The sequence below is a fragment of the Mycobacterium sherrisii genome, assembly GCF_002102355.1.
In the GTDB taxonomy this organism is placed as follows: domain Bacteria; phylum Actinomycetota; class Actinomycetes; order Mycobacteriales; family Mycobacteriaceae; genus Mycobacterium; species Mycobacterium sherrisii.
In genome coordinates, this window is record NZ_LQPT01000101.1 from 102,930 (window position 1) to 127,317 (window position 24,388).

At 67.4% G+C, this 24,388-nt stretch carries 9 protein-coding genes; 7 read left to right on the forward strand and 2 right to left on the reverse strand.

Annotation, left to right across the window (positions count from 1 at the left end; translation table 11 throughout):
- Positions 1-12: 12 nt before the first annotated feature.
- Entirely contained in the window at positions 13-11,049 is an 11,037-nt protein-coding gene (locus tag AWC25_RS21185; protein ID WP_085167517.1) for a type I polyketide synthase, read from the reverse strand.
- A 308-nt stretch (positions 11,050-11,357) separates the two neighbouring features.
- Here AWC25_RS21185 and AWC25_RS21195 point away from each other — a divergent pair, with 308 nt between their 5' ends.
- The 7 genes from AWC25_RS21195 (at position 11,358) to AWC25_RS21225 (ending at position 23,541) form a co-directional block, all read left to right on the forward strand.
- Positions 11,358-12,779 (forward strand): condensation domain-containing protein, encoded by a 1,422-nt coding sequence (locus tag AWC25_RS21195; RefSeq protein ID WP_084229149.1) that lies wholly within the window; start codon positions 11,358-11,360, stop codon positions 12,777-12,779.
- 142 nt (positions 12,780-12,921) lie between these two features.
- On the forward strand, positions 12,922-15,945 hold the full coding sequence (locus AWC25_RS21200) for an MMPL/RND family transporter (RefSeq protein WP_069398967.1): 3,024 nt from the start codon (positions 12,922-12,924) through the stop codon (positions 15,943-15,945).
- A 57-nt stretch (positions 15,946-16,002) separates the two neighbouring features.
- A complete protein-coding gene (gene pe, locus AWC25_RS21205; protein WP_069398968.1) occupies positions 16,003-17,121 on the forward strand; it encodes an acyltransferase PE in 1,119 nt (372 codons plus the stop codon).
- Positions 17,122-17,130: 9 nt separating this feature from the next.
- Complete coding sequence (locus tag AWC25_RS21210; protein ID WP_084229150.1) at positions 17,131-18,870, forward strand: AMP-binding protein; 1,740 nt, start codon at positions 17,131-17,133, stop codon at positions 18,868-18,870.
- 77 nt (positions 18,871-18,947) lie between these two features.
- Positions 18,948-20,006, forward strand: coding sequence for an NAD(P)H-dependent amine dehydrogenase family protein (locus AWC25_RS21215; RefSeq protein WP_085167521.1), 1,059 nt, complete (start codon positions 18,948-18,950; stop codon positions 20,004-20,006).
- Between the two features lie 200 nt (positions 20,007-20,206).
- Positions 20,207-20,635 (forward strand): MmpS family transport accessory protein, encoded by a 429-nt coding sequence (locus AWC25_RS21220; RefSeq protein WP_084229156.1) that lies wholly within the window; start codon positions 20,207-20,209, stop codon positions 20,633-20,635.
- On the forward strand, positions 20,632-23,541 hold the full coding sequence (locus AWC25_RS21225; RefSeq protein WP_069398971.1) for an MMPL/RND family transporter: 2,910 nt from the start codon (positions 20,632-20,634) through the stop codon (positions 23,539-23,541). Before AWC25_RS21220 ends, AWC25_RS21225 begins: the two co-directional genes overlap by 4 nt.
- On the opposite strand, the gene AWC25_RS21230 is transcribed toward AWC25_RS21225, so the two are convergent.
- Positions 23,538-24,371, reverse strand: a complete 834-nt coding sequence (locus AWC25_RS21230; protein WP_069398972.1) for a DegV family protein — start codon at positions 24,369-24,371, stop codon at positions 23,538-23,540. The two genes, AWC25_RS21225 and AWC25_RS21230, sit on opposite strands and share 4 nt — an antisense overlap.
- Positions 24,372-24,388 lie beyond the last annotated feature (17 nt).

Genomic DNA, 24,388 nt, shown 5'->3' on the forward strand with positions numbered 1-24,388 from the left:
GCCGGCGTCGGCCTAACCGCCGGCCGGGTCCGCGTCCGCCTGCCGAGCCGAATCCGGCTCGGCAGGAGCCGAATCCGCGTCCGGCAACTGACTCACCAGGTATTCGGCGAGCCCCCCGATGGTCGGATAGTCGAAGACCGCGGTCGCGTTGATGGTGAACGCGCCGCCGAACTGGCTGTGCAATCGGTTACGGAGCTCGATCGCCATCAGCGAGTCGGTGCCCAGATCCAGGAATCGGCTGCTGGCGGCGGGCGGTTGCGCCAGGCGCAGGAAGTTCTGCACCTCGCGTTGCAGGAATTCGGTCACGAACGCCGCGCGCTGCGGCACCGGGATCTCTTGCAACTGCTTGAGCAACTCGCTGTCGCCGCCGACTTCCCCGGCGGCACTGGGCAACACGAGGTCGAGGACCGGCGGGCGCGAACTGCCCAGCAGTTTCGCCGCCCGCTGCCAGTTGGCCTTGAGCACGGCGGCCTGACCGGTGCCGTTGGCGACGACCTCGGCGAGCGCGCCGAGCGCGGCCGACGGGTCCAGCGGAATCAGGCCCTGCGCACTGATGTTGGCCGTCGCGGCCTCCGACGAGGCCATGCCACCCTGGGCCCAGGGACCGAAGTTGAGGCCCGTGGCGGGCCGACCGCGCGCCCTGCGCCGCGCGACCAGACCGTCCAGGAAGGCGTTGGCCGTGGCGTAGTTGGACTGCCCGGGTGAACCGAACAGGCTGGACACCGAGGACGACACGACGAAGAAGTCCAGCTCGTCCCCCTCGGTCAAGCTGTCCAAATGCTCGGCCCCGAACGCCTTGGGGGCCAACGTGGTTCGAAACCGATCCAGATTCTGCTGCGACAGCAATGCGTCATCGAGGACGCCGGCCAGATGCACCACACCGGCCAGCGGCGGCAACTCCGCGCGAATGCGCCCCAACAGTCCCGCCACGTCGGACTCCGCGGCGACATCGGCGGTGAAGACATGGATGCGGGTTTTGTAGCGCTCGGTGATCTCCTCGATGCAACGTTGCGCCTGCGCGTCCGGTTCGCGGCGACTGGTCAAAACGATGTCGCCCGCCCCGAGTTGGGCCAAATAGGACGCCATATGCAACCCGATGGCACCCAGCCCGCCGGTGATCAGATAACTGCGATCCGGCCGCGGCTGCAACGGGCTCGGGATCTGCACCACGATCTTGCCGATGTGCCGCGCCTGCTGCATCCGGCGGAACGCGGCCCTGGCCTCGGTGAGCGGGTAGATCTCGGCGGGTAGCGGCTGCCAACTGCCGTCGGCCAGGCCTGCCGACACCTCGGTCAGCAACGCCCGAATACGGTCGGGGTCCTGGCAGGTCACCGTGTCCAAAGCCACGATTTCGTAAGCGATATCGGGACGAGCCTCGGCCATCTGCTCCGGGGTCCAGATGTCGCGCTTGGCGATCTCGGCGAAGCGGCCGTTTTGGGCGGTGGCCCGAACCGTCGCTTCCAGGAACCCTTCATTGGTCAAGCTGTTGAGCACCACGTCGACACCGGCGCCGCCAGTGTCCGCCAGGATCTGGTCGGCGAAATCCGTTGTGCGCGAATCATAGACGTGCTCGACACCCAGCTTGCGCAGCGTCGCGCGCTTGAAGGTGCTGGCCGTGGCGTACACCGTGGCACCGCACTGCTGAGCCATCTGCACCGCAGCCAGGCCGACCCCGCCGCTGGCGGCGTGGATGAGCACCCGCTCGCCCGGCTTGAGCTGTGCCCAGTCGAACGCGAGCCGCACCGTCAGCGCTGCGGCCGGGATCGTCGCCGCCTCCACCGCGCTGATCCCGTCGGGAATCGGGGCCAGCAGCTGGGCGGGCACGTTGAACCGGCTGGAGAACGCGCCCTGCATGAACCCGTAGACCCGCTGGCCCACCTCGAGTCCGGTGACGCCGCTTCCCAATTGGGTGACGGTGCCGGCGAAATCCCCGCCGATCGGCCCGGGGTCGCCCGGGTAGAGACCCAGCACGTTGAGCACGTCGCGGAAGTTGAGGCCGGCCGCCTGCACCCGGACCTGCACGTAACCCTCATCCGGAGGCGGCACCTCGGTCTCGGTCAGCCGCAGGTTGTCGATCGCACCTCGCTCGGTGGGTGCCAACACGTAGTCGCCGGAACGCGGCACGGCGAGGTGACCGCTGCGGGCCCACGGCAGCAGTCGGGACGCCAGCAGCTTCCCTTGCCGCACAGCGAGTTCCGGTTCCTCAGGCGGTCCGCTCGGCGTGGCCAGCAGGGCGGCCAGCGCTTGCACGGCTTCCGGGGATCCGTCGCAGTCGACGAGTCTGGCGCGCAGCGCCGGTTCCTCGTTGATCACGGTCCGCCCGAATCCCCACAGCGCGGCCTGCACTGCGTCGACCGGCTCGCCGGATTCGGTGGCCACCGCCCGCTCGGTGACGATCCAGAGTCCGCCGGGCAATTTCACTCCGCCGTTCTGTGCGCCATTTTGCACGGCGTGCACGGCGCTGAGCAGGTGGGTGATCTCGGCCTCGAGGCGCGCGGCGGGACCGCCCGGGGCGTCCGGTCCGCTGCTGCGCCACACCACACCGGCGAACGGCAGGCCGCGTTCGGCGGCTTGTGCCAGCACCTGCCCCAGCGGCTGCGGATTGGTGGCGCGGTCGAACGGGATGCATCCCGGCACCGCCGCGGCCAGCTCGTCGAATCCGCCGATCAGCCAGGTACCGTCCGGGCCCGCGGCGGTGTCGGCAGCTGCGCCCGGCGGCGGCACCTCGTGCCAGCCCAGCGTGTAGAGCAGCCGGGTGGTGTCGCCGCCCAGGCCCCGCAGCAGCGCCTCGCGCGGTGCGCGCTTGACCGTGAACTCGCGGATACCCCCGAGATGACGGCCATCCCGGTCCAGGAAATCGAGATCGAACACCTGGGTTTCGCTGTTCAGTTCGCTGTCGTGCCACCGGGCCCGACAGTAGAACCGCCGGGGCATCTTCTCCCGCAACGTCACCTGCCCGTATCGCAACGGCAGGAACAGGTCGTTGACGCCCTGCTCGGCGGCGAGCAGCGCCGGGAACGCCGGGAACGCGACCCCGGTGCACAGGTCCATCAGGACCGGGTGCATCGGCTCGGCTCCCAGTTGCTCGGCGAGTTCTTCGCCGACCAGCATGTCGCCGATCGCTTCACCCTGCCCCAGCCACAGCGACTTCAGGGAACCGGACCATGTTGGGCCCCAAGCGAGTTCGAGATCGGCGAAGGTCTCGAACAGCTCCTGCGGGCGCATCCGGTCCAGGCGCTCGATCGCTTCGTCGACCGGATCGCCGTCGGGCGCGGGCTCACCCGCCCCCGTCTGCACGGTGCCCTCGGCGTTCAGGGACCATTCGCCGCCGCGCTCGCCGTAGGGGCGACTGTGCACTTGGAACTTCGACTCACCGTCATTGCCCAGCGGATGCAGAGTCAGCTGTACCTCACGAGAACTCTTCTCGGGCAGGATGATCGGCTCGTAGAAGAACACGTCCTTCACCCGGGCCGGGGCACCGACGGCGGCCAGCGCCATCGCCGCGTACGTCGCGCCGGGCACCACGACCGTGCCGTAGATGACGTGGTCGGACAGCCACGGCTGCGACTTGACCGACAACCGGCTGGTGTAGACGCAGTCGCCGGACGCGAGGTCCTTGGCGCTGCCGAGGATCCCGGCGACCGCCGGGCCGTCGATCGCCACACCGGTGGTCTTCGGCCAGAAGCGGCGACGCTGGAACGGATAGGTGGGCAGTTCTACCCGGACCCGCGAATCACGGTGCAGGGTGGCGAAATCAGGACGCAGACCGCCGACGTAGGCGGCGGCGATCGCGTCAGCGATCTGGCGCCGGTCGCTCACACCCTTGCGCAGCGAGACGATCGCCCGCGGCGCGGCCAGGTGCTCCGGCCACACCTGCACCGCCGCACCGGTCAACACCGGCTGCGGTCCTATCTCCATCAGCACCGAGCAGCCCAACGCCGCCACCGTGCGGACACTTTCGGCGAACTGCACCGGCTGCCGGGAATGCCGGCGCCAGTACTGCGCGTCGAGCGGGGTTTGGGCCGTCAGCACGCCGCCCGTGCGGTTGCAGACCAGCGGCATCGTCGGGGTGTGGTACTCGACTTGCGCAGCGTAGGACTCGAATTCGTCGAGAATCGGATCCAGCAACTCCGAGTGGAAGGCGTGGCTGGTATCCAACCAGGTGCAGCGGATGCCCTCGTTCTCGAATCGGGCGACCACTTGTTCGAGGTCTTCGCCGGGACCGGAGAGCACCGTGTTGGGCCCGTTGTAGGCACCGACCGAGACGCGCGGAAATTCACCGGCAATCTCCTCGACGTGCTTGGCGTCGTAGAACACTGCCACCATTCGGCCGCCGTCGGGCAGGCTGCCGAACAGCTGGCCGCGCCGGGCGATCAGTCGCGCCCCGTCCTCGAGACTGAACACGCCCGCCACGCAGGCCGCCGCGTACTGGCCGACGCTGTGCCCCAGCACCACGTCGGGCTGGATACCCCAGGACTGCCACAACCGGGCCAGGCCCATCTCCACCGCGAACAGCGCCGGCTGCGCAAAAGACGTGTGCCGCAATGTTTCTTGGGCGTCCTGCGGCCCGCTGCGATCGGTGGCGAACAGCACGTCCAGCAGCGGGTACGGCAATATGTCGGCGACCACCTCCGCGCACCGGGTCACCGTCTCGGCGAAGACCGGCTCGGTGTCGAACAGCTCGCGCGCCATGCCGGGGTGCTGGCTGCCCTGGCCGGTGAACAGCCACGCCGTCGTCGGATGGTGGGTGTGCTCACCGCGCACGACACCCGGCCGCAGCCGGTTCTCGGCCAGCTCGGCCAGGGCCTCGCGTGCCCCCTCGACCGAATCCACCACCAGCGCGGCCCGGTGTTCGAAGTGTGAGCGACCGGTTCCGGCGGTGCGGCACACCTCGGCGAGGTCCACATCGGGGTGCACGTTCAGCCACACTTCGTAACGCCGCGCCAGCGCCACCAGCGCTTCGGGCGACCGCGCGGACAGCACCAACACCCTCGGCTGGTCCTCCGACTTCGCTTCCGGGGCAGGCTCGGCGGCACCGTCACCGTCGAGGTGTCCGCGTTGCGGCGGCTCCTCCACCAGCACGTGGGCGTTGGTGCCGGTGAAGCCGAACGAGCTCACGCCCGCGCGTCGGGGCCGGCCGTTGGTCTGCCAGGGCGTCGCCTTGTCCACGACGCGCACCGGCAACGATTCCCACGGGATGTGCGGCGACGGCTGCTCGAAGTGCAGGCTGGGCGGCAGCGTCTGGTGCTGCAGCGACAGCACGACCTTGATCAGACCTGCTGCGCCCGAGGCCGATTCGGTGTGGCCGATGTTGGTTTTGACCGAACCGATGAGCAGGGGCCGGTCGGCGTCGCGCGCGGTACCGTAGGCCGCCGCGGCCGCCTGCACCTCGATCGGATCGCCCAGCGGGGTACCCGTTCCGTGCGCCTCGAGGTAATCGACCTCCCCGCCCGACAATCCGGCGCGCGCCAGCGCGGTCCCGATAAGTCGTTGCTGGGCACCACCATTGGGCACGGTCAAGCCGCTGGACGCCCCGTCCTGGTTAACCGCGCTGCTGGGGATCACGGCGCAGATTCGGTCGCCGTCGCGCTCGGCGTCACTGAGCCGTTTGAGTACCAGGATGCCGCAGCCTTCACTGCGCACGTAACCGTCGGCCGAGGCGTCGAACGTCTTGCAGCGGCCGACGGGAGAAAGCATCCGCGCCCGGGACGCGGCGATGACGGTCACCGGGCTGAGCAGGACGTTGACGCCGCCGGCGAGCGCCAGGTCGCAGTCGCCGGCGTGCAGGGCCTGGCAGGCCTGGTGGACGGCCACCAGCGCCGAACTGCAGGCGGTGTCGACGGCCACCGCCGGACCTTCGAATCCCAGCGCGAAGGCGACCCGGCCAGAGATGGCGTTCAGCGCATTGCCGGTGATGAAATGGGGTTCGATCTTGTCGATCGGCTCCGACGAAAGCAGGTGCGCGTACTCGTTGGCGGCCACACCCACGAACACGCCGGTTCGGCTGCCGCGCAGCGCCCCCGGCGAGTACCCGGCGCGTTCCAGACCCTCCCAGACCATCTCGAGCATCAGCCGCTGCTGCGGCTCGATCCACACGGCCTCGCGCGGGGAGATGCCGAAGAACTCGGGATCGAATCCGTCGATTTCGTCCAGAAACCCGCCATACCGGGTGTAGGTCTTGCCCGGGGTGTCCGGATCCGGGTCGTAGAACTCGTCGATGTCGAAACGGTCCTCGGGCACTTCGCGGATCGCGTCGACGCCGCCGGACAGCAGCTCCCAGAACGCTTCCGGGTCGGGCGCACCCGGGAAGCGGCACGAGACCGCGACGATCGCGATCGGTTCGTCGGTGCGCGTCGTCACCGCCGACGCCGGCTCCGGCCGCGCCTTGGTAGCCGCCGGGTCGTCGAGTTCGAGCACCTCGCCCAGCAGATAGTCGGCCACGTCGGAGAGCCTGGGGTGATCCATCGCCAGCGTGGCCGGGATCTGTTTGCCCACCCCTTCTTCGAGGTGGCGGCGTAATTCGATCGCCATCAGCGAATCCATGCCAAGATCGAAAAACCCTGCGTCCGCACGTACTTCGTCGGCATCGACGCGGGTGACCTCCGCGACCGCATCGCGCAGGTAGTCGGTCAGCAGCTTCTTGCGCTGCTGCACCGGTGCGCCGGCGAGCCGCTCGACCAGTGCGGTCTTGCCGGTTGCGGTCACCGCTGGAGCCGGCTCGGGCACCTCGCGTTGCAGCTCCGCCAGAAACGCGCGCCGGCCCGCCTGTTGGTAGAGCGGCAAGAACCGGCCCCAGTCGATGCGGGCCACCACACCTTGGGCGAGCCCCGGCTCGGCGGGCGCCACCGCCTCGGCCAGGCCCGCAAGCGCATCGGCCGCCGCCATGGCCTTGACCCCGCGCTGCTCGAGTCGGGCACGCGACTGCGCGTCCGCCATGCCGGCCGACCACGGCCCGAAATTGACGCTGACCGCCCGGATGCCCTGTTCGCGCAGCCGCCAGGCCAGCCCGTCGAGGAAGGCGTTCGCCGCGCCGTAGGCCGTCTGGCCGTATCCGCCCCACACCGAGGCGATCGAGGACGTGCTGATGAAGAAGTCGAGCTTGCACTCGGTCGCCGCTTCGCTCAAATGCCAAGCACCCCAGACCTTGCCGGCGAAGACGCGATCGACCTCGGCGTCGTCCAGGGCGGCCAGCGGGGTGGTGCCGATCTCGCCCGCGGCGTGGACGATACCGGCCAGCGCCGGCAGCTCGGCCTGCACGCTCGCCAGCAGCCGGTCCACGTCATGCGCATCGGCGACATCGGCGGTGACGACGCGGATTTGGCAACCGTGCTGTTTGCTCAGGGCGGTGATGCGTTGTTGCGCGGCCTGGGTCGGCTCGCGCCTACTGGTCAGCACCAGGTTCCCCGCGCCGTGCCCGGCCAGGTGTCCGGCGATCTCCAACCCGATCGCTCCCAGCCCGCCGGTCACCAAATACGTTGCGTCACTGCGGAGTTGCAGCGCCGCCCCACTCGGCGGCCCGCTGCGTCGCACCAACCGCGGGACGTAGGTCGCCGGGCCGCGCAGCGCGAGCTGATCTTCCCGAGCGGTCGCGCCATCCGGTGTGCCGATGCGGTCGATCAGCGCGGCCCATTCATCGGCGGTGCCGTCACCGAGGTCGACCAGTCCGCCCCACAGCTGCGGCAACTCGAGCGAGGCGGCACGGCCGAATCCCCACAGGCAGCTCTGCTGAGGGGCCACCAGATCCGCATCGAGGACGCGCTGGGCACCGCGGGTGACCAGCCAGATCGGGCTGCGTAGTTCGGCGGCGAGCGCGGCGCGGAAGAGCCGCCGGGTTCCGCCGAGGATTCGGTGTTGCATGCGCAACAGCGACCGCATCGTCGGGGTGGTCCCGGCCTCCAGCGCGGCGACGTGCACGATGCGCGGCGTCGAATCCGCGGTCGCGGCAGCGCGCAACGCGTGGGTGAGCGCCTCTTCGTCGGCATCGGAGGCGGGCAGGCCGATCACGCGATGCGGATGGTTACCGGCGGTCAGCAGGTCGACCAGTGGCGCAACCACGTCCGCCGCATCGCCGACGACGATCCACTCGGACCGCTCGTCGGAACCGGGACCGGATAGTGGCGATGCGGATTTCTCCCAGCGGATCTCGTAGCGGTCATCCCCGATGGCCCGGCTGGTCCGTTGTTGATTGTGCTGTGCCGCAAGCTTGCTGAGCACACTGAGGGTTTGCTGATCGTCGCTGTTCGCGTCGAGCAGGGTGGCAAGTTCTTCGATCCGTCCGTCCTCGAGCAGACGGACGGTTTCGGTGCGCGGTCCGCCGTTGACCGCGGTGGCGTGGTCTCCCTTCTCGGGACGTTCGCGCTCGTCGCGGAACCAGTATTGACGGCGCTCGAACGGATAGGTGGGCAGGTCGAGCTTGCGGGCCTGGGGCCGGCGCAGGGCCGCGAAGTCGGGCAGGTGTCCCAACACGTAGGCATCGGCGACGGCTTCGGTGATCTGCCGGTGGTCGGCGGTGTTCCGGCGCAGCGAGGTGATCACCCGCGGCGCCGTGGCCGGGTCGGGCCACGCCGACAGCGCCGCGGCGGACAACACCGGGCGGGGGCCGATCTCAAGCAGTAGTTTGCAGTTCAGCTCGGCCAGCGTGCGCACGCTCTTGGCGAACTCCACCGGCTGACGGGCGTGGCGGCGCCAGTAAGCCCCGTCCAGCTTCACACTGCGGCCCAGCGCCGCCCCGGTTCGGTTGTCAATCAAGATTCGTTGCGGCGCAGCGGAGTTGAATTTATCCGCACACGACTCGAATTCGTCGAGGATCGGGTCCAGCAGCGCCGAGTGGAACGCGTGGCTGGTGTCCAGCCAGTCACAACGCACACCGTCGGACGTCAATCCGGCGACCACACGCTCCAAATCGATTGCCGGCCCGGATAATACGGTGTTGGCTCCGTTGTAGGCCGCCACGGACAGGCTGGGGAATTCGTCGGTCAGCGCCTCGACCCGCTGCGCGGCGGTGAACACCGCGACCATGCGGCCACCGGCGGGCAGACTGCCGAACAGCCGGCCCCGTTCGGCCATCAGCAACGCGCCGTCCTGCATGCTGAGCACCCCCGCGACGCAGGCGGCCGAATACTGGCCGACGCTGTGGCCCAGCACCACGTCCGGCTGCAGGTCCCAGGACTGCCACAGCCGCGCGAGGCCCAGCTCCACCGCGAACAGCGCGGGCTGTGCGTAGCCGGTCTGCTGCAGCATCGCATCGCAGTCCGGGCTGTCGACGTCGAAAATCACGTCCAGCAACGGCTTTTCGAGAATGCCGGCCACGGCGTCGGCGCAGCGCTGCAGCGTCTCGGCGAACACCGGTTCGGTGTCGAACAGTTCGCGGGCCATGCCGGGGTACTGGCTGCCCTGGCCGGTGAACAGCCAGGCCGTCTTGGGTGTGTCGTGACATTCGCCGCGGAACAATCCCGGGGCGGGGCGGTCGTCAGCCAAAGCGCCGAGCAGGTCGATGACCGATTCTCGCGAGTTGACCACCAACGCGGCGCGCTGCTCCAGGTGCGCGCGAGCCGCCCCGGCGGTGAAGCACACGTCCGCCAGGGTGGCCTCGGGGTGCGCGCGCAGCCAGTCGCGGTACTCATCGGCCAGCCGCGTCAACGCCCCCGGTGTGCGCGCCGAGAGCGGAAGGATGCTGAATCGTCGGTCACCCTCCGGCTCGGCCGGAGCCGGCGCCGCGGCGACCGTCGGCTCGGGGGCCTCCTCGAGGATGATGTGGGCATTCGTCCCGGCGAATCCGAAGGAGCTGACGCCGGCGATGCGGGGGCGGCCGTTGCGTTCCCACGGCGTCGGTTCCGTGACGACCTCTACCGGGAGCCGGTCCCACGGGATGTGCGGCGACGGATTCTGGAAGTGCAGGTGCCGCGGCAGCAGCTCGTTCTCCAGCGCCAGGATGACTTTGATCACTCCGGCGATACCCGCGGCCGCCTCCAGGTGCCCGATGTTCGTCTTCACCGAGCCGATCAGCAGCGGCTGGTCAGGTTGGCGGCCGGCGCCGAGCACCGCACCCGCGGCCTGCGCCTCGATCGGGTCGCCCAGCGACGTCCCGGTGCCGTGTGCCTCCAGGTACCCGACGTGCTGGGGTTCGATGTCGGCACGTTTCAGCGCGTCGGCGATGACCCGTTGTTGGGCAACCCCGTTGGGTACCGTCAATCCACCCGACGCGCCGTCCTGGTTGATCGCGCTGCCGCGGATCACGGCCCGAATCCGGTCACCGTCGCGCAGGGCGTCCTCGAGGCGCTTGATCACGATGACGCCGCAACCCTCGCCGCGGACGTAGCCATCCGCGGCCGCGTCGAAGGTCTTGCATCGGCCGTCGGGCGCCAGCATCTGCGCGCTGGAGAAGGTGATCATCGTCGCCGGGGTGAGCAGAACGTTCGCGCCGCCCGCCAACGCCAGGTCGCACTCGTTTAAGCGAAGTGCTTGACACGCTTGATGGATCGCGACCAGCGACGAGCTGCATGCCGTGTCGACAGCGACCGCGGGACCTTGCAGCCCCAACCGGTAACTGATCCGGCCCGCGGCCGCGGCGTTTGACGTCCCGATGGCCATGTAGGCCTCGATCTCGGGGTAGGTCAGTTCATCGGATGCCATGCCCAGGTAGTCGTGGGTAGCCAGCCCGACGAACACACCGGTGTTGGTGTTCGCCAGGGCCGTTGGTGCGATGCCCGAGTGCTCCACCGCACGCCACGCCGTTTCCAGCAAGATCCGGTGCTGCGGATCCATCAGCCTGACCTCGCGCGCCGACATGCCGAAGAACGGGGCGTCGAATCCGGTCACGTCGTCGACGAACCCGGCGCGGCGGGTGACCACCTTGCCCGGAGTGCCGGGTTCCGGGTCGAAGAATTCGTCCACGTCCCAGCGGTCGCGCGGCACCTCGGATATCGCATCCCGGCCGTCTCGCAACACATCCCAGAACTCGTCGGCGTCGGCAGCTCCAGGGAAGCGCGCCGCGTACCCGATGATTGCGAAAGCCGCTGCCGGACCTCCCAGATCTTCGACGGATGCCATGCGCTTGTCCTCCCTTGGCCGGTCAAGATCGATCCTTTGGGGAGGCCGGCTGTGCTCGGAGAACCATTCCCGAAGGCCAGCACCGCATTTGCAGCGCCCGCACCGCACAGTGGCAACCAATGCGGCTGCCGCCCCCACCTCCCGCGCCGACCGCTCCATCGCAATGAACGGCCCGCCGGATCCGTCAGCGAGTGTAGGCGGTGGCCCGCGCACGGATGCGACGGTGACCGGACGGCGGGTTATCTTGGTGGCGCCGCCAGCGTGGCCGGACGCGAGCCCTGTATGCCGACGGAGAGGGAGAAGTAGTTTTGCGCATCGGGAAAATTACGGTCGGCGCACTCGGTGAATGGGCAGTAACCGCAGGTTCGGTCACCTCTTGGCACCCGACGGCCGGGTCCAGCGAAAAGGTCCGACGGGCGCCGGTTAGTTCCGTGCCGGTCAGTTACATGCAAGGCCAGCATCTGCGTAACTACTGCGAACGGACGGCCGCGGGGCTGAATTTCTCCCGGCAGATCATCGCCACCTGTGAATTACCTGGCAAATGTGATGTGGCGGCCATGGATCGTGCCGTCAATGCGTACCTGCGTCGCCATGACACATTCCGCAGCTGGTTCGAGCAAACCGGTGACGGCGAATTCGTCCGGCACACCCTTGCCGATCCTGCCGACATCGAATTCGCGCCGATCGACCACGGTCACATGACGGTCGAGCAGATCCACGCTCACGTCGTGGCCATCCCGAGTCCGCTGGAGTGGGGCTGCTTCACCTTCGGGATCGTGCAGAGCGAGGACCATTTCACGTTCTTTGCCGCGATGGACCACGTCCACGGGGACGCGACGCTGATCGGCACGACGATGATGGAAGCCAACGGCATGTATTCGGCGCTCAGCGGCGGCGGCGAGGCCTTGACGTTGCCCGACGCCGGGAGCTTCGACGATTTTTGCACCCGTGAACGCGAGTACACCTCGGCGCTGACGCTGGATTCGCCCGGCGTGCGCGCGTGGATCGACTTCGCGGACAACAACGGCGGCGGGTTTCCGGAATTCCCCCTTCCACTGGGCAACCCGACGCAGTCCGACCGCAGTGACATGGCCTCCGAACTTCTGATGGACGCCGCACAGACCGAGCGATTCGAATCGGCCTGCGCCGCGGCGGGCGCACGCTTCGTCGGCGGCTTGTTCGCCTGTTTTGCCCTGCTGGAACACGAGTTCACGGGCGCCCTCACGTATTACGGGCTCACTCCCCGAGACTCCCGCACCGGCGCGGACAACTTCATGACCCAGGGCTGGTTCACCGGCCTGATCCCGATCACCGTGCCGATCGCCGCCGCCTCGTTCAACGATGCGGCGTGGGCGGCGCAGGCGTCCTTCGATTCCGGTCTGGACATGGCGAAGGTGCCGTACTACCGCGTCCTGGAGTTGGCGCCGTGGTTGAACTGGCCGCGGCCGAACTTTCCGGTGTCGAACTTCCTGCACGGCGGCGCCGCTCCGCTCAACGCCATCCTCGCCGCGGCGGACCTGGGGCTGGCGAACAACATCGGCATCTATCCCGACGGCCGGTATTCCTATCAGCTGACCATTTACGTCTTCCGCTACGAGGAGGGCACGGTCATGGCGATCATGCATCCCGACAATCCGGTCGCCCGCAAGTCTGTGAATCGCTACATGTCCGCTATGAAGTCCGTGTGTGGCCGGGTCGCCGGTAGCGGGCATTGGGGCCGCGTTGCGTAGCGTGGAGCCACCCGATGGCTAGAGATTTTTCGAGGCGCGCGCATTCTCGTCGGGCACACGACGGTTCTGCGCGCCGTGACTTTGCGCCGGCGAGCGTCGCCGGCGGGCGCAGCCGACTGCGCCGACCGGGGGCGAGGACGGTATGCAACGGCTAGCCGATGTTGTGGTGCGGTGGCCCTGGCTGGTGATCGGGATCTGGGTCGCGATCGCGATCGCGCTGCCCCTGACGCTGCCGTCGCTGGGTGAAATGTCCCAAAAGCATCCGCTCGCAATCCTGCCCAGCGATGCGCCGTCCAGCGTCACCGCGCGCAAGATGACCGAGGCGTTCCACGAGGCGGGCTCGGAAGACCTGCTGCTGGTGGTCCTCACCGACGACAAGGGCCTCGGCCCGGCCGACGAGGCCGCATACCGCAAGCTGGTGGACGCGCTGCGACACGACACTCGCGACGTGATGATGGTCCAGGACTTCGTCACCACGCCGCCGCTGCGCTCGGTGGTGACCAGCAAGGATCACAAGGCCTGGGTGCTGCCGGTCGGGGTCGCGGGCGAACTGGGCACGCCCCAGTCCTACGCCGCGTTCAACCGGGTCGCCGAGCTCGTCAAGCACACCCTGGCGCAGGCACCACCCGGCAGCCACCTGACCGCCAACATCACCGGTCCGGCGGCGACCGTGGCCGACCTGACGGTCGCGGGTGATCAGGACCGGCTTCCGATCGAGCTGGCGATCGCCGTGCTGGTGCTCCTCGTCCTGCTGGTGATCTACCGCAGCGCGGTCACGATGCTGCTGCCGTTGGTGACGATTGGGATATCGCTGGTGATCGCGCAGGCGGTGGTCGCGGGCTATTCGGCAGTGACGGACTCGGGTGTCTCGAATCAGTCGATCGTGTTTCTCAGCGCCATCATGGCCGGCGCCGGAACCGACTATGCGGTGTTTCTGATCAGTCGCTATCACGACTACCTGCGATCGGGCGCGAGTTCGGACCAGGCGATCAAGAAGGCGATGCTGTCGATCGGCAAGGTGATCGGCGCGTCCGCCGCCACCGTTGGAATCACCTTCCTGCTCATCAGTTTCGCCCAGATGGGCGTGTTCAAGACGGTCGGCGCGTCGTCGGCGATCGGGGTGGGCGTGGCGTTCTTCGCCGCGGTGACATTGTTGCCGGCCATCGTGGTGCTGGCCGGGCCGCGCGGCTGGGTCAAGCCGCGGCGGGAACTGACCGCTCGGTTCTGGCGGCGGTCGGGCATCCGCATCGTGCGCCGCCCCAAGGCCAACCTGCTGGCCAGCGTGCTGGTGTTGATCGTCCTGGCCAGCTGCGCCGGGTTGGTGCGCTACAACTACGACGACCGCAAGGCGCTGCGGGCGTCCGCGCCCAGCTCCGTCGGATATGCAGCGCTGGATCAACACTTTCCGGTCAACCAGTCCATCCCGGAGTACATCCTGATCCAGTCGCCGCATGACCTGCGGACGCCGAAGGCCCTCGCCGATTTGGAACAGCTGGCCGACCGGGTCAGCCAGTTGCCGAATGTTGCTGCGGTCAGCGGTATTACGCGTCCCACCGGGAGTGTGCCCGAACAGTTCCGGGCCACCTATCAGGCGGGCGCCATCGGCACCCTGCTGGCCGGCGGCTCCACCATGATCAACGATCACACCGGCGACCTGAACCGGCTGGTGGCGGGGGCCGGCACGCTGGCCAACAGCCTCGGCGATGTCCGTGGCCAGGTCAGCCAGCTCGCCGCCAGCGTGCAGGAACTCGAGAACGCCTTCTCCTCGGCGAAAAACCAGTACAGCGGCGACGCGTTGGTGCGGGAGGTCGACATCGCCGCCCAGCTCGTCGACCACGTCAACTCGTTGAGCAACGCGATGGGCTGGAACTTCACGGCGGCCAAGAACATGTTCGGCTGGATCGGACCGGTATTGTCGGCCTTGCAAAATAACCCGGTGTGCGATGCCGACCCGTCGTGCAGCAGCACCCGCGGGACGTTCGAGCAGCTGGTGGGCAGTCGCGATCAAGCCGACCTGGACGCGATCAACGAGTTGGCTCACCAACTGCAGGACTATCCGGACAAGCATGCACTCAGGGCGTCCACGGACCGGCTGCGTGCCGCGCTGCGCAAGCTCACCGGCGTGCTGCACACGATGGGGATGGACAAACCCGGTGGTGTGCAAGCGAATCTGAACAGCCTGCAGGACGGCGCCAACCGGTTCGCCGGTGGCAGTCGTCAACTGGCCGACGCGGTGGCCCAACTCGTCGACCAAGTCAAACAGCTCGGCGCCGGGCTCAGCGAGTCAGCGGCGTTCCTGTTGTCCCTGAAACGTGATGCGGCGCAACCGGCAATGGCCGGGTTCAACATCCCGCCCCAGCTGTTGCAGCTCGAGGAGTTCCAAAAGGCGGCGAAGGTGTTCATTTCGCCGGACGGGCATTCGGTGCGGTATTTGGTTCAGACCAAACTGAACCCGTTCAGCACCGAGGCCATGGACCAGGTCAACGCGATCACCGCGGCCGCTCGGGGAGCCCAACCGAACACCGCCTTGGCCGACGCCACGGTGTCGATGTCCGGGTATACCGTGGCCCTGAAGGACACCCGCGACTACTACCAGCACGACATCCGGTTCATCATCGCGGTGACCCTACTGGTCGTCCTGCTGACCTTGATCGCGTTGCTGCGTGCCCTGGTGGCGCCACTGTATCTGGTTGCTTCCGTGGTGGTTTCGTACCTGTCGGCGGTCGGGGTCGGCGTGTTGTTCTTTCAGTACCTGCTGGGCCAACAATTACATTGGAGCGTGCCCCCGCTCGCGTTCGTGGTGCTCGTCGCGGTGGGCGCCGACTACAACATGCTGCTCGTGTCGCGAATGCGGGAGGAGTCGCCACACAGCATGCGGTACAGCATTATTCGCACGCTGAGTTCGACCGGGGGTGTGATCACTGCCGCAGGACTGATCTTCGCTGCCTCGATGTGCGGTCTGTTGTTCTCCAGCATCGGTACCGTTGTGCAGGGGGGGTTCGTGATCGGCGTGGGCATCTTGCTGGACACCTTCTTGGTCCGCACCATCACCGTTCCCGCGATCGCCGCGCTGGTCGGAAAGGCGAACTGGTGGCCATCGACCAGGTTTACCCGCCCGCACGTGCGGCGCTCATCGACCGGACGCGCCGAACCACAACTCAATTAGCACTTAGTGATGACCTGTGTGAGACTACGAGACGAATCCGAGCGGTCAGGATTAGAAATGCAGAAGCTACTCGCAACAGCCACGGCGCTGGTAATTGTCGGCGCTGCAGGGTGTTTCGGCGTTGGCGCCGCGACCGCTGACGACACGCCCATCGGCGGGCCACCGACTCCCGGCGCGCCGGGCGACCAGACCGCATTCGCCCTGGGCGGAGCCCACGTTCTGGGTATCCCCTACGACGAGTACATCCGCCGCGAGGGCGCCGACTGGTTCCCGGGCCAAAAGCGCCAGATCGTCCCGTATCCCGCTGGCCAGGTCCAGGGCCACGTGCTGGAGAGGCTCTTCCCGGGGATCGGCAAGATCGGCGAGGAGTTGCTACCCGGGTTAGGTCTGGACGGCCCCAGCGTCGGCGAGTCGGTCGACATCGGCATCAATAACCTCGACGCCGCAATCCGCGCCGGTGGCCCCGGCACCGGGATCGGCCTGTCGGAGGGCGGATTCGTGGTCGACGGCGAGCAGGCCAGGTTGGCCAACGATCCCACCGCTCCCCCGCCGAACACGCTGAACTTCGCCACTTTTGGCGATCCGATCGGTCGGCACGCCTTCGGGCAGAGTTTTCTGTCCGCCATGTTCCCGCCCGGCAGCGTCGTGCCCGCGCTCGACTACACGATGCCGGCGCCGTACGAGAGCCAGTACGACACAAACAGATTCGTGGCCGCTTATGACTCGATTGCCGATTTCCCCGACCGGCCGGACAACTTGTTCGCGCTCGCGAACACGCTGTTAGGTCTCGCCACCGGCCACACCGCGGTGGCCTTCACCAATCCGAGCATGGTCCCGCCGCAGAACATCAGGACGACCATCAACTCCCGGGGCGCGAAGGACACCACCATCATGGTCCCGGAGAAGCATCTTCCGCTGGTAATGCCGCTGGCCTACATCGGGATCCCGGAGGACACGCTGAACAAGCTGGACGCCATCCTGATACCGCGGGTGAACGCGGGTTACTCGCGCAACGACGACCCGGCGACCGCCCCCGTTCAGGTCGACCCGGTGCATGGATTCGATCCGGCGGAAGTCACCGCGCCGGCCAACCAGGCGACGTTCGGCGGTGGCGCCGACCCCCTGTCCCAGATCCTCAGCGGCGCCACCTCGGTGCTGTCCCACGGCACGGGTTAACGGGCGCTGATGTCGGGATCATCGATTCTGTCCATGCTGCACGGGCGTGCCAGCCTGCGCCCGCACGACGTGGCGTACACATTCACCAGTTACGAAGATGACTGGGCGGGGGTGCGGGAAAGCCTCACCTGGGCGCAAGTGGCCCGCCGAACCCTGAACGTCGCACGCGATCTCGATCCGCACGGGTCGGTCGGCGACCGCGCCGTAATCCTGGCCCCGCAGGGTCTGGACTACATCGCGGCCTTCCTGGGATCCATGCAGGCCGGCCTGATCGCCGTGCCGCTGCCGCTGCCGCATCGCGGTTCGAGTGACGAGCGGGTGGGCTCGGTCCTGGCCGACGCGTCGCCGACGGTCATCCTCACCACTTCGGCGGTCGCCGACGATGTCGCCGAATACGTCGACCGGTCGCGGATGGAGGACGTGCCCAAGATCGTCGAGATCGATTCGATGAATCTGGACGCCGACTGCGGCACCACCATGCCGACCGACGACCTGCCCGGCCTGGCCTATCTGCAGTACAGCTCGGGGTCCACCCGCACTCCGACCGGTGTGATGGTCTCGCACCGAAACCTGGAAGTGAACTTTCAGCAGTTGATGCGCAGCTTCTTCGTCGATGGGCGAACCGCCGTCCCCGCGGAGGCGGTGATCGTGTCGTGGCTGCCCTTCTACCACGACATGGGCCTGGTGCTGGGCGTGTGCGCACCGATCCTCAGCGGCCATCGCGCGGAGCTGATGAGTCCGGTCGGCTTCCTGGAGCGGCCGGCGCGCTGGGTGCGGGCGCTGGCCGAGGCCCCGCACACCTGGTCGTCGGCGCCGAATTTCGCTTTCGACTTGGCCGCCCGCAAGACCAGCGACAAGGACCTGGCCGGACTCGATCTCGGCGAGGTGCTGGGCATCATCAGCGGCGCCGAGCGGGTCGAACCGGCTACCTTGCACCGCTTCGTCGACCGGTTCGCGCACTTCAATTTCCGCGACCACATGATGCGTCCCTCCTATGGCCTGGCGGAGGCGACGGTCTTCGTGGCCACCGGGACATGGAGCGAAGCCTCGCCGGCCGGATACTTCGATGCCGCAGCACTTGGGGCCGGCCGCGTCCAGCCCTGCGCCGCCGGCAACGGCACGGCGCTGGTCAAATACCGGGTGCCACACTCCCCGACGGTGCGCATCGTCGACAGCGAAACGTGTCGCGAATGCCCGCCCGACGCGGTCGGCGAGATCTGGGTGCACGGTGACAACGTCGCCGACGGATATTGGCGTAAGCCCGCGGCCGAACAGCAATGTTTCGCCGCCACGCTGGTCGATCCGGCACCGGGAACGCCGGCCGGTCCGTGGCTGAAGACCGGGGATCTGGGTTTCGTCTACCGCGACGAGCTGTTCGTGGTCGGGCGCATCAAGGATCTGCTGATCATCCGCGGGCGCAATTTCTATCCCGAGGACATCGAGGCGACCGTGCAGGCGGTCACCGGCGGCCGCGTCGCGGCGATCTCGGTCCCGGTGCACGGCACCGAGGCGCTGGTCACCGTGATTGAGCTCAAGGAGCGCGGCGAGTCCGCCGCCGAGGCGATGCAGCGGTACGCCTCGATCAAAACCGATGTGACCGCCGCGGTTTCCAACGTGCACGGGGTGACCATGGGCGATGTGGTGCTGGTTGCGGCCGGCTCGATTCCGACCACCACGAGCGGCAAGATCCGGCGTGCCGCCTGCGTCGAGCAGTACGGCCGGGACGAGTTCGCGCGGCTCGACGCCTGAGCCGGCCGGGGGCGTGGCTGCCGCGGTCGGCGACGTTCGCATAATGGTTCCACCCCTTCGGCGGCAAAGGAGCCACGATGAGCAAAACCAGCACCGACCGTCCGTTACGCGTCATCCAGTGGACTACGGGAAACATCGGACGGCGGTCGCTGCACGCGATCATCGGCCGGGCCGATATGGAGCTGGTCGGGGTGTACGCGCACGGCCCGGAGAAGGTCGGGGTCGACGCCGCGGACCTGGCCGGGTGGCCGGAGCCGACCGGGGTGCGGGCCACCAGCGACATTGACGCGCTGCTCGCCCTGGACGCCGATGCGTGTTGCTACAACCCGTTGTGGCCGAACATCGACGAACTGGTGCGGCTGCTGGAAGCGGGAGTCAACGTGTGCACCAGCGCGGCCTGGATCACCGGCGGCAAGCAGACGCCCCAAGACCGCAAGCGCGTGCAAGAAGCCTGCCAACGCGGCAATTCGACGATCTTCGGCAGCGGCGCGCACCCGGGGATGACCAACATGGTCGGTATGGTGCTGTCGGCCTCCTGCGAGCGCGTCGACGAAATCCGGATCACCGAGTCGGTGGACTGCTCGACCTATGAATCTGCGGAAACCCAGACGGCGATGGGCTTTTCGCAAGACCCGCAGACGCCGGGGCTGGCGGAGTCCGTGCGACGGGAAAGCGAGGTATTCGCCGAATCGGCGGCGATGATGGCCGACGCGATCGGCGCCGAGCTGGACAGGATGACCTTCGACGTCACGTTCACCCCCGCCACCGGCGACTCCGATCTGGGCTTCATGAAGATCCCGGCCGGGACGGTCGGGGGTGTGTACGGCTTCCATCGCGGTTGGGTGGGCGACCGCAACGTCGTCAGCGTCGGATTCAACTGGACCATGGGCAACCACGTGGTCCCGCCCAAGCCGCTCGAGCACGGCCATGTCATCCAGGTGTTCGGCATGCCCAACATGCGAACCGTCCTGCACTGTTTGCCGCCGCAGGATTGGACCGAGCCCGGATTCATGGGGCTGGGAATGATCTACACCGCCATGCCGGTTACCAATGCCGTCCCGGCGGTGGTGGCCGCCGAACCCGGCATCGTCACGCTGGCCGACTTACCGCCCGTGACGGGCCGGCTGGGCCGGTAACGGTATGGGCTCGACCACATTGGCCGCCCCCCCGAGGAACGGTTGCGTGCTCTAAGGTTTAGAGTACTTAGCCGAGCAAAGGTTCCGTCGACAACTAGGGTTGTCGACGGCGGTGGTGAGCTTTCCCTGGCAGGACGGCGGGCCCCGGAAGCGGTCATCGGAAGGCGGTCAAGGTGCGGGCTTCCACGAACTCGGACGCCATAACCCGGGCGCTCAAGCGGGCGTGGATCCCGATCCTGTTGATCGGGGTTCTGGCCATCTCGACACTGGTCGTGTCGCGGCTGCACAAGATCTTCGGGTCGCAAGACCTCAACGCGAATGCCGGCAAGGGCATCGAGATCGTGCAGTTCAACCCCAAAGTGGTGGTCTACGAGATCTCCGGCCCGCCCGGCTCGGTCGCGGATATCAACTACTGGGATGAGAACGCCAACACCCACCAGGTCGACAACGCGGCGCTGCCATGGTCGGCCACCATCTCCACCACGCTGCCATCGGTGAGCGCCAACATCATGGCGCAAAGTGACGGCAGCCAAATCACCTGCAAGATCACCGTGGACGGCGTCGTCCGCGAACAGCACACCTCCGATGGCCACAACGCCCAGACCTTCTGCTTGGTGAAGTCCGCATGAGTGATGCACACGGCAACAGCCCATTAAGCGTCGACGACGCCGCCGACACCGGGCCGATCGAGACCCGGAACGCGGGGAAGCCGGACCGGGGTCACCGACCCTATCTGCCGCACGCCATTCGCATCTTCGCGGTGCCGATCATCCTGGTGTGGGTTTTCGTCACGATCGTGGTCAACGTCATCGTCCCCACCCTGGAAGTCGTCGGCGAGGCGCACTCCGCCCCGATGACGCCGCTGGACGCGCCGTCGATGCAGGCGATGATGCGGATGGGCCACAACTTTCACGAGTTCGATTCCAACAGCACCGTGATGATCGTGCTGGAGGGTCAGCAGCCCCTCGGCGCCGACGCGCATCAGTACTACGACAAGCTCATTCGTCAACTGCGCCAAGACCCGGCGCACATCCAGCACATCCAGGACTTCTGGGGTGACCGGCTGACCGCGGCGGGCGCCCAAAGTGCCGACGCCAAAGGCGCTTACGTACAGATCAACCTCGCCGGTAACCAGGGCACCACGCTGGCCAACGAGTCGGTGGACGCCGTTCGCAAGGTGATCGACGAGAACAAGGCACCGCCGGGCGTCAAGGCCTACGTCACCGGTCCCGCGGCGCTGTCCGACGACATGCATCTAATCGGTAACGCGAGCCTGGCCAAGATCACGCTGTTCACGCTGGGCGCCATCGCGATCATGCTGCTGCTGGTGTACCGGTCCGTCGTGACCACGTTGGTGCAGCTGTTCATGACGTTCGTGGCGTTGGCCTGTTCCCGGGGTGTCGTTGCGGTCTTGGCGTATCACAACGCGTTTGGGCTCACCACGTTCGCAGCCAACATCCTGACCATGTTGGCCATCGCGGCCGGAACGGACTACGGGATCTTTTTGGTCGGGCGCTACCAAGAGGCGCTGCGCGCGGGTGAAGACCGAGAATCGGCGTATTACACCACGTTCAAGGGTGTGGCTCCGGTGGTCTTGGGCTCGGGGCTGACGATCGCCGGTGCCACCTACTGTCTGAGCTTCGCCCGGCTGCCGTGGTTCAACACCATGGGCGCACCGGTGGCGATCGGCATGCTGGTGGTGGTGCTGGCCGGGCTCACGCTGGGGCCGGCCGTGGTGTTCGTCGGCAGTCGCTTCCACCTGTTCGAATCCAAGCGGGTGGCCAAACGAGGGCGGCTGTGGCGGCGGGTGGGCACGGCGGTAGTGCGTTGGCCCGCACCGGTTCTGGCGGTCAGCGGCGCCGTGGTGCTGGTCGGCATGGTCGCCCTGCCGACCTACACGACGAGCTACAACGATCGCTTCTATCTACCCACCTCGGCGCCGTCCAACCAAGGTCAGGAGGCGGCGAACCGGCACTTTTCCGAGGCGCGGATGAACCCCGATCTGCTGATGATCGAATCCGACCACGACATGCGCAACACCGCCGACATGCTGGTGTTGGACCGGGTCGCCAAAAACGAGATGCGCACGCTGGGCATCGCCATGGTCCAGGACATCACCAGGCCGCTGGGCATTCCCATCCAGCACAGCTCGATACCGTTCCAGAACAGCATCCAAAGCCAGACGACCATGCAGAACATGGGCTTCCTCAAGGAGCGGATGAACGACATCCTCAGGATGGCCGACGATTTGCAGACCCAAATCGACACCACGCAGCGCCAATACGAGGTGTCGCTGGATCTGGCCAACGCAGCCGAGGACAGCGCCAACACCACGGCGGTGACCTCGGAGATCACCGACAACCTACGCAACCACATCGCGGATTTCGACGACACCTTCCGGCCGGTGCGCACCTACTTCTATTGGGAGAAGCACTGTTTCGACATCCCGTTGTGCTTCGGGCTGCGGTCCCTGTTCGACACGCTGGACGGCTTCGACCAACTCGCCGAGCAGTTCCACTATCTCACCACCGACATCAAGCACACCGCCAAGGCATCACGCGACCTGACGGCGCTATTCCCCACGCTGATCACCACGCTGAAGACCACCCGGGGCATCACGCTGACGCTCTACCAGACGTTCAAGGCGATGATCAACCAGATGGAGGCGATGAGCAACACCGCAATCGTGATGGGGCAGAGCTTCGATCAGTCCAAGAACGACGACTTCTTCTACCTGCCGCCCGAGGCGTTCGACAACCCCGACTTCCAGACCGGTCTGCGCATGTTCTTGTCGCCGGACGGGAAGTCGGCGCGGTTCTTCATCACCCATCAGGGCGATCCGATGACACCGGAAGGCATTTCGCGGGTCGACGCCGAACGCACGGCGGCGCAGGAGGCGTTGAAGCAGTCCTCGCTGTCGGATGCCCGGGTGTATCTCGGCGGAACGGCGGCGACCTTCCGGGACATGGCCGACGGCGAGAAGTATGACTTGATGATCGCGGTGGTATCGGCGCTGACGCTGATCTTCATGATCATGCTGCTGCTGACCCGCAGCGTGGTGGCCGCGCTGGTCATCGTCGGCACCGCGGCCAGCTCCATCGCCGCGTCATTCGGTCTGGCCGTACTCATTTGGCAGGATCTGTTCGGCATCAAGATCCACTGGATCGTCGCCGCGCTCTCGGTGATCATCCTGTTGGCCGTCGGATCCGACTACAACCTGCTATTGGTCTCCCGGTTCCGGGAGGAGATCCATCACGGCCTCAAGACCGGCATCATCCGCTCGATGGCGGGCACCGGTGGGGTGGTGACCGCCGCGGGCCTGGTGTTCGCGTTCACGATGGCGGCGATGCTGGGCAGCGACCTGCGGGTGCTGGGCCAGTTCGGCTCGACCGTGTGCATTGGTCTGCTGCTCGACACGCTGATCGTGCGCACGCTGTTGATGCCGTCGATCGCCACGCTGCTCGGCCGGTGGTTCTGGTGGCCGCAGGTCGTGCACCCACGCGGTGACCACGCCCGAAAGCCGGTGCCGGCCTAGCGTTCTGGAGTTTCCAGGCAGACTGCGACGGCTCCGGGCCCGACGTGGATGCCCAGCACCGGCCCCAGCGAGGTGATGATGGCCGGCTCGCAGGCCGGCAACCGCTGGGCCAGTGCGACGGCGACTTCGCTGGCACCGTTGGGGTTCGCGACGTGGTGCACCGCCAGCGCGGCCGAACCCTCGCCGACAATCTCGCACACCTCGTCCAGCAAAGCCGCGGTCGCCTTGCTGATGGTCCGTACCCGTTGGGCCAGCACGAGTTTGCCGTCGTCGATGCGCAACAGCGGTTTCAGGGACAGCGCGGTGCCCAGCCATGCCTTGGCCCCCCCGATGCGGCCGCTGCGCCGCAGGCTCTCCAGGCCGTGCACCACGATGAACGCATGACCGCGGCGTACCGACGAGTCCGCGGCGGCCACAACGGCGGTCAAGTCACCCCCATCCGCGGCGACCCGTGCGGCGGCCAGCGCCACGAAGCCGGTGCCCATGGCCGTCGACTTGGAGTCGATCACTCGCACTGCGGGACCCAGTTGAGCGGCGGCGCGTTCGGCCGCCCGGTAGGTGCCCGACAGCGCCGACGAGATGTGCACCGCCACCACCCCGTCGCCGCCGGAGTCGGCCAGCGCCTGACCGTATGCGGCGGCCAGTTCGGATGGGGTGGCCGCCGCGGTGGTGGCGTGGCGCAGGTAGACGTCGTCGGGGATTTCGTCGACACCGTCGCGCAGGTCATCGCCATCGAGCAGGATGTGCAGCGGGACAACGCGTATCGCCCACTTGTCGAGCAATTCGTCCGGAAGACGCGACGATGCGTCGGTCACCACCACGACGGTCACGCCCGCCCCCCATCGCT

What these genes read in the sequence shown, in the direction of transcription:
- AWC25_RS21225 (WP_069398971.1), top strand. Translation starts at nt 20,632, where the DNA reads ATGAGTGATGCACACGGCAACAGCCCATTAAGCGTCGACGACGCCGCC.
- pe (WP_069398968.1), top strand. Translation starts at nt 16,003, where the DNA reads ATGCAGAAGCTACTCGCAACAGCCACGGCGCTGGTAATTGTCGGCGCT.
- AWC25_RS21215 (WP_085167521.1), top strand. Translation starts at nt 18,948, where the DNA reads ATGAGCAAAACCAGCACCGACCGTCCGTTACGCGTCATCCAGTGGACT.
- AWC25_RS21200 (WP_069398967.1), top strand. Translation starts at nt 12,922, where the DNA reads ATGCAACGGCTAGCCGATGTTGTGGTGCGGTGGCCCTGGCTGGTGATC.
- AWC25_RS21210 (WP_084229150.1), top strand. Translation starts at nt 17,131, where the DNA reads ATGTCGGGATCATCGATTCTGTCCATGCTGCACGGGCGTGCCAGCCTG.
- AWC25_RS21185 (WP_085167517.1), bottom strand. Translation starts at nt 11,049, where the DNA reads ATGGCATCCGTCGAAGATCTGGGAGGTCCGGCAGCGGCTTTCGCAATC.